This window comes from Rhodospirillales bacterium (genome assembly GCA_016872535.1).
Taxonomy (GTDB): Bacteria; Pseudomonadota; Alphaproteobacteria; order Rhodospirillales; family 2-12-FULL-67-15; genus 2-12-FULL-67-15.
The window spans coordinates 1-6,273 of sequence record VGZQ01000120.1 but is presented as its reverse complement, the minus strand read 5'-3'; the positions used below and the strand labels follow the sequence as shown (position 1 = coordinate 6,273).

The window sequence follows — 6,273 nt, the reverse complement described above, 5'->3', positions numbered from 1 at the left end:
CCGGCGGCGGTGGTCTGCGCCACCGCTTCGTAGGTGAGCGTGCCCGAGCGCGACACGATGCCGATCGAGCCCTTCTTGTGGATGTGGCCGGGCATGATGCCGATCTTGCATTCGCCCGGCGTGATGATGCCGGGGCAGTTGGGGCCGATCAGGCGGGTGGCCGAGTTTTTCAACGCGCGCTTGACCCGCACCATGTCGAGGACCGGGATGCCCTCGGTGATGCAGACGACGAGGGGAATTTGCGCGTCGACCGCCTCGAGGATCGCGTCGGCGGCGAACGGCGGCGGCACGTAGATGACCGAGGCGTTGGCGCGGGTCTTGGCCGCGGCCTCGGCGACCGTGTCGAACACGGGCAGGCCGAGATGCTTGGTACCGCCTTTGCCGGGGGTGACGCCGCCCACCATCTTGGTGCCGTAGGCGATCGCCTGTTCGGAATGGAAGGTGCCTTGGGCGCCGGTGAAGCCCTGGCAGATGACGCGGGTGTTCTTGTCGACGAGGACGGACATGGTCAGCGCCCCTTGCTTTTCTTCACCGCCGCGACGGCCTTTTTGGCGGCGTCGTCGAGATCATCGGCGGAAATGATCGGCAGGCCCGAGTCGGCGAGAATCTTTTTGCCCTTGTCGACGTTGGTGCCGGCGAGCCGGACCACCAGCGGCACGCCGAGGTGCACCTCGCGCGCGGCGGCGACCACGCCTTCGGCGATCACGTCGCAGCGCATGATGCCGCCGAAGATATTGACCAGGATCGCCTGCACGTTCTTGTCGGCGAGGATGATCTTGAACGCCTCGGTGACGCGCTCCTTGGAGGCGCCGCCGCCGACGTCGAGGAAGTTGGCGGGCGCGCCGCCGTGCAGCTTGATGATGTCCATGGTCGCCATGGCGAGCCCGGCGCCGTTGACCATGCAGCCGATGTTGCCGTCGAGCCGGATATAGTTGAGTTCGTGCTTGGACGCCTCGCGCTCGGCCGGGTCTTCCTCGTTTTCGTCGCGCATCGCCGCGACGTCGGCGTGGCGATAGAGCGCGTTGTCGTCGAAGTTCATCTTGGCGTCCAGCGCCACCACGTCGCCGGCCTGGGTCACCACCAGCGGGTTGATTTCGACGATCGAGCAGTCGAGATCGACGAAGGCCTTGTACATGGCGGAGATGAATTTGATGGCGCTCGCGATCTGCTTGCCTTCGAGCTTGAGGCCGTAGGCGATTTTCCGCCCGTGATAGGGCATGAAGCCGGCCGCCGGGTCGATCGAAACCTTGATGATTTTTTCGGGATGCTTGGCGGCGACTTCCTCGATCTCCATGCCGCCTTCGGCCGAGGCCATCAGGGTCAGCCGCGAGGTGGCGCGATCGAGCAGCATGCCGAGATAGAGTTCGCGCGCGATGGCGCAGCCGTCCTCGACGTAGAGGCGCTTCACTTCCTTGCCCGCGGGGCCGGTCTGCTTGGTGACCAGCACGTGGCCGAGCATCTCGGCGGCGTTGGCCTTGACGTCGGCGATCGACTTGACGATGCGCACGCCGCCCTTGCCTTGGGGGTTGTCCTTGAAGCGCCCGGCGCCGCGCCCGCCCGCGTGAATCTGGCTTTTCACCACCCAGACCGGGCCGGGCAGCGCTTCCGCCCGTTTCAACGCTTCGTCCGGCGTGAAGGCGACGCCGCCCTTGAGCACGGCGACGCCGTAGCGGGCGAGCAATTCCTTGGCTTGGTGTTCGTGGATGTTCATGGGGGGACCGCGACGGCTAGGCCTTCGCCTGCGCTTCCTTGAGGAGTTTTTCGGTGATCGCGCACAGGCTTTTCACCGCGTCGGCCGACTTCTGGAACGCCGCCTTTTCGTTGGCGTCGAGCTGGATTTCGACCACCTTCTCCACGCCGCGTGAGCCGATCACCACCGGCACGCCGACGTAGAGGCCCTTGACGCCGTATTGGCCGTCGAGCCATGCCGCGCACGGCAGCACGCGGCGCTTGTCCTTGAGATAGGATTCGACCATCTGCACCGCGGCGCTGGCCGGGGCGTAGAAGGCGGAGCCGGTCTTCAACAGCGCCACGATTTCGGCGCCGCCGTCGCGGGTGCGCTGCACGATCTTGTCGAGGCGTTCCTGGGTCGACCAACCCATGCGCACGAGATCGGGCACCGGGATGCCGGCGACCATTGAATAACGCAGCAGCGGCACCATGGTATCGCCGTGACCGCCGAGGACGAAGGCGGTCACGTCCTCGACCGAAACCTTGAACTCGTCGGCGAGGAAATAACGGAAGCGGGCGGAGTCGAGCACGCCCGCCATGCCGACCACCATGTGGTGCGGCAGGCCCGAGGCCTCGCGCAGCGCCCACACCATGGCGTCCAAGGGATTGGTGACGCAAACGACGAACGCGCCCGGGCAATTCTGGCGGATGCCGTCGCCGACCTGGGCCATGACCTTGGCGTTGATGCCGATCAGGTCGTCGCGACTCATGCCCGGCTTCCGCGCGACGCCGGCGGTGACGATGACCGCGTCCGCGCCCTTGAGCGCGGCATAGTCGTTGGTGCCGGCGATCTCGGCGTCGAAGCCCTCGATCGCCGAGGATTGGATCAGGTCGAGGGACTTGCCCTGGGGGATGCCCTCGACCACGTCGAACATGACGACGTCGCCCAGCTCCTTGAGCCCGATCAGGTGGGCGAGCGTGCCGCCGATGTTGCCAGCGCCGACGAGGGCGATTTTCTTGCGGGCCATGGGGGCTCCTTGGGAAAGGGATATCGTGGATGAAACCCGCGCAAAAGGCGGGGAAAACCCGCATGTGGTACCGCGATTTGGGGGGCCTCGCAAGGGCGAGGCTGTCCAACGAGGTGGGCCGGCGCCTATCCGGAAAAAAGGGGGCGCTCCCGCGCGCCGCGCCGGGACCGTTAACCTTAATCGGCCCCAACCCTAATCGGCGACGTCGAGACCGATATCGACGGAAGGCGCCGACTGGGTGATGCGTCCGGTCGAGATGAAATCGACGCCGGTGTCGGCGATGGCGCGGATGTTCTCCAGCGTCACCCCGCCCGAGGCTTCGAGCGGCACGCGCCCGGCGACCAGGCGCACCGCCTCGCGCAAGGTAGCGACGTCCATGTTGTCGAGCAGGATCGAATCGGCCCCGGCGGCGATGGCGTCCCGCACCTGATCGAGGGTGTCGCATTCGGCGCGCACGTCGCGGATACCGTCGCGCCCGGTGCGGGCGTGGCGAACCGCCTCGGCGATGCCGCCGGCGATGGCGACGTGGTTGTCCTTGATCAAGATGCCGTCGTCGAGCCGCACCCGATGGTTGGTGGCGCCGCCCATGCGGGTCGCGTACTTGGAGAGCGCGCGGAGGCCCGGCACCGTCTTGCGCGTATCGAGCAGGCGGGCGCGCGTACCGGCGATGCGATCGACGTAGGCGCGGGTCAGCGTCGCGATCCCGCTCATGAACTGGACCAGGTTGAGGGCGGTCCGCTCGGCGGTGAGCAGGGCGGCGGCGTCGCCCTCGACGCGGGCGAGCGTCGCGCCGGCGTCAAAACGCTCGCCGTCGTGCGCGAGAATCTCAATCTTAGCCTTGGGATCGAGGCGCCGGAACACGCGCGCCGCGGCCGCGATGCCGGCGAGCACGATCGCCTGGCGGGTGCGCATGACGAGCGCGAGCCGTGCCCCGGCGGGAACGATGGCGCGGGTGGTGATGTCGCCGCGGCCGACGTCCTCGGCCAGCGCCGCGTCGATCACACGCTCAATATCGTCGGCGATATCGTTGGCGATGTCGCCTTGCGCGAGCGACATGGAGAAAAAGAGGAACGCGCCCTATTCGGCGGCGACGCCGATGGGCTGGCGGCGCATCGCTTGCGTCGCCGGCGGCGACATGTCGAGCATGCGCTGGAGCGGCAAATAGGCGCGGCGGCGCAGGTCTTCCGGCATGTCGATGCGGGGTGCGCCGTTGACGAGCGCGAGGTACAGCTTTTCGAGGGTATTGAGCGCCATGTACGGGCAACGCGCGCAGTCGCAACTGCCGTCCGCGCCCGGCGCGGCGATGAAGGTCTTGTCCGGCGCCGCCTTCTGCATCTGGTGCAGCAAGTGCTTTTCGGTCGCGACGATGAATTCCTTGTCCGGGCTCTCCAGCACGTAGCGCAGCATGTTGCGGGTCGAGCCGACGTGGTCGGCGTGCGCCAGGATGCCCTCGGGGCATTCGGGATGCGCGGTGATCTTGGCGCGCGGATGGCGCGCCTTGAGGGCGAGCAGCTCGCGCTCCGAGAACTGTTCGTGGACGATGCAGATGCCGTTCCACAGCGTCATCGGCCGCCCGGTGCGGCGCATGACGTAGGCGCCGAGATGGCGGTCGGGCGAGAACAGGATCGGTTTGTCGGCCGGGATCTGGCGCACGATGTGCTCGGCGTTGGCCGAGGTGACGATGATGTCGGAGAGCGCCTTCACCTCGGCCGAGCAGTTGATGTAGGTGATGGCGACGTGGTCGGGGTGTGCCTCGCGGAAGGCGCGGAAGGCGTCCGGACGGCACGCTTCCTCGAGCGAGCAGCCGGCATTGGCGTCGGGCAGCAGCACGGTTTTGGTCGGGTTGACGATCTTGGCGACCTCGGCCATGAAGCGCACGCCGCAGAAGACGATGGTGTCGGCGGCGGTCCCGGCGGCGGCGCGGGCGAGATCGAGCGAGTCGCCGACGAAATCGGCGAGGTCCTGGATGTCGCCGTCCTGGTAATAATGGGCGAGGATGACCGCGTTCTTCTCGCGCCGAAGCCGCGCGATCTCCGCCTCGAGATCGAGGGCGGGCGCGATGTCGCGGAGCGACTTCGCGTCTTCCGGCGCGGGTACGACGGTTTCGATCACGGTTTCTTCCCTTGGCCTATTCCCTGGGCCCATCCCCTAAAACTCGGGCCCCAAGGCCCAGGACATTGCCCCCGTGTCCCCCCGACAATGCCCTCGAATTCCCATCCAGCAAATTAGAATTAGGGGGCGAGGATCGCTTTAGCAAGACGCTTATATTAGCAATTCTTGATCCGGGCGGGCAACAACGCACCATGTCTTGGGTGTCAGGGGCTGCCGATCCGGGGCGGCCCGCCCTTGACCGAGGGGCCGAACGCCTTTTCCAGGACGCGGGTCGAATCCTCGGCGAGCTGGATCGCGTCGCTGATCAAGACGAGAACGCGCATGTTGTTGTGCAGCACCTGGCGCGCTTCGGGCCGGTTGTCGCCGCTGATCTTGCCGCACCGGGTGATGATGTCGGCGCGGATCACCGAGAGGATTTCTTCGAGCTTGTAGCCGTCGGGCTTGCTATCCGAGACAAGAAAATGGGTCACGCCGGGTCTCCTTTCGCCGGGGGTTAGGCTGGGAATCCTTAGCAGCAATGATGCCGGATAGGAACCCGGCCATTCAAGGAGCGGTGCGACTTGTGGTTTCGGCATATTCTGCCTAATGTTATGAAACGAATGAAGAAACGGCCCGAGAAGCAATGGCGAGAGCGCTTGATGAGATGATGGCCCGGATCAAGGCGGAGGAGGCCGAGCTCCACCGCCGCGGCATCCGTCATTTGGCTATTTTTGGGTCGGTGGCGCGCGGCGACGAGCGCGTTGACAGCGATGTGGATATCGCCGTCGACATCGAGGCCGGCCGGTCGTTTTCCTTGATCCGCATGGAAGACACGCGGCTTTTGCTCGAAGACCGTTTGGGACGTCCCGTCGATCTCGGCGAAACCGACGCCCTTCGACCGACGGTACGCGCGGCGTTCGACCGGGAGCATGTGCGGGTATTTTGATGGCCCGCAGCGACGGCGAGTGGATTGACGATATCCTGACTGCTATCGCCGATATCCGCGCCGACACGGCGGGAATGGATTATCCGGCCTTCGCGCGAAACCCGATGGTCGTCCGTTCGGTTCTTTACTCCATTGGCGTCATTGGAGAGGCCGCGAAAGGCCTCAGTCCGGAATTGAAGGCGGCTCACTCGGCCATTCCCTGGCGAGCCATCGCTGGGATACGCGATCGTATCGTGCACGAGTACTTCCGGACCAACACGCGCCGGATTTGGGACGTTGTGGTCGACGATCTCGATCCGCTGGAAAAAGCTCTGCGGGCCGCATCGCGGGATAGGCGAACGTGAAAACTTCCATCATCCCAGAGGGCGAACTTCGGATCGCCGCCGGTTCTGCTCGATCTGTGAGAAGTCAGCCCCGGTCGTCCCAGGAGGAAATGTAGTCGTCCGACTGCATTTCGATCAGGCGCGACGCCGTGCGCTGGAACTCGAACGACCCGGTGCCCTCGGTGTACAGCTCTTCCGGCCGCGCGTCGGCCGA

General features: G+C 65.8%; 9 protein-coding genes. 2 read left to right on the top strand and 7 right to left on the bottom strand.

The features are described from left to right. From FJ311_15600 to FJ311_15575, 6 genes are all read right to left on the bottom strand, one after another. The coding region (locus FJ311_15600) for a succinate--CoA ligase subunit alpha (protein MBM3952859.1) at positions 1 to 506 on the bottom strand (506 nt) is incomplete at its 3' end. 2 nt (positions 507 to 508) lie between these two features. Then, complete coding sequence (gene sucC, locus FJ311_15595) at positions 509 to 1,711, bottom strand: ADP-forming succinate--CoA ligase subunit beta (protein ID MBM3952858.1); 1,203 nt, start codon at positions 1,709 to 1,711, stop codon at positions 509 to 511. A gap of 16 nt (positions 1,712 to 1,727) precedes the next feature. After that, positions 1,728 to 2,699 (bottom strand): malate dehydrogenase, encoded by a 972-nt coding sequence (gene mdh / locus FJ311_15590; GenBank protein ID MBM3952857.1) that lies wholly within the window; start codon positions 2,697 to 2,699, stop codon positions 1,728 to 1,730. A 192-nt stretch (positions 2,700 to 2,891) separates the two neighbouring features. Continuing rightward, a complete protein-coding gene (nadC, locus tag FJ311_15585; protein MBM3952856.1) occupies positions 2,892 to 3,755 on the bottom strand; it encodes a carboxylating nicotinate-nucleotide diphosphorylase in 864 nt (287 codons plus the stop codon). Between the two features lie 21 nt (positions 3,756 to 3,776). Further along, the gene (gene nadA / locus FJ311_15580) at positions 3,777 to 4,844 is read right to left on the bottom strand and encodes a quinolinate synthase NadA (protein MBM3952855.1); all 1,068 of its coding nucleotides are present in this window, start codon (positions 4,842 to 4,844) and stop codon (positions 3,777 to 3,779) included. 170 nt (positions 4,845 to 5,014) lie between these two features. Then, positions 5,015 to 5,281, bottom strand: coding sequence for a histidine kinase (locus FJ311_15575; GenBank protein MBM3952854.1), 267 nt, complete (start codon positions 5,279 to 5,281; stop codon positions 5,015 to 5,017). A gap of 152 nt (positions 5,282 to 5,433) precedes the next feature. Here FJ311_15575 and FJ311_15570 point away from each other — a divergent pair, with 152 nt between their 5' ends. Together FJ311_15570 and FJ311_15565 are read left to right on the top strand one after the other, a co-directional pair. Then, positions 5,434 to 5,736 carry a DNA polymerase beta gene (locus FJ311_15570; GenBank protein ID MBM3952853.1) on the top strand — a complete coding sequence of 101 codons (303 nt, stop codon included), beginning with the start codon at positions 5,434 to 5,436 and terminating at the stop codon, positions 5,734 to 5,736. Continuing rightward, positions 5,736 to 6,080 carry a DUF86 domain-containing protein gene (locus FJ311_15565; protein MBM3952852.1) on the top strand — a complete coding sequence of 115 codons (345 nt, stop codon included), beginning with the start codon at positions 5,736 to 5,738 and terminating at the stop codon, positions 6,078 to 6,080. The genes FJ311_15570 and FJ311_15565 overlap by 1 nt, the downstream gene beginning before the upstream one ends. 64 nt (positions 6,081 to 6,144) lie before the next feature. On the opposite strand, the gene zapE is transcribed toward FJ311_15565, so the two are convergent. Beyond that, a partial coding sequence (zapE, locus tag FJ311_15560; GenBank protein MBM3952851.1) for a cell division protein ZapE occupies positions 6,145 to 6,273 on the bottom strand: 129 nt, incomplete at its 5' end.

Bases quoted from the DNA above. Each gene is read 5' to 3' on its own strand.
- sucC (MBM3952858.1), bottom strand. From the start codon at position 1,711: ATGAACATCCACGAACACCAAGCCAAGGAATTGCTCGCCCGCTACGGC.
- mdh (MBM3952857.1), bottom strand. From the start codon at position 2,699: ATGGCCCGCAAGAAAATCGCCCTCGTCGGCGCTGGCAACATCGGCGGC.
- nadC (MBM3952856.1), bottom strand. From the start codon at position 3,755: ATGTCGCTCGCGCAAGGCGACATCGCCAACGATATCGCCGACGATATT.
- nadA (MBM3952855.1), bottom strand. From the start codon at position 4,844: ATGGGCCCAGGGAATAGGCCAAGGGAAGAAACCGTGATCGAAACCGTC.
- FJ311_15570 (MBM3952853.1), top strand. From the start codon at position 5,434: ATGGCGAGAGCGCTTGATGAGATGATGGCCCGGATCAAGGCGGAGGAG.
- FJ311_15565 (MBM3952852.1), top strand. From the start codon at position 5,736: ATGGCCCGCAGCGACGGCGAGTGGATTGACGATATCCTGACTGCTATC.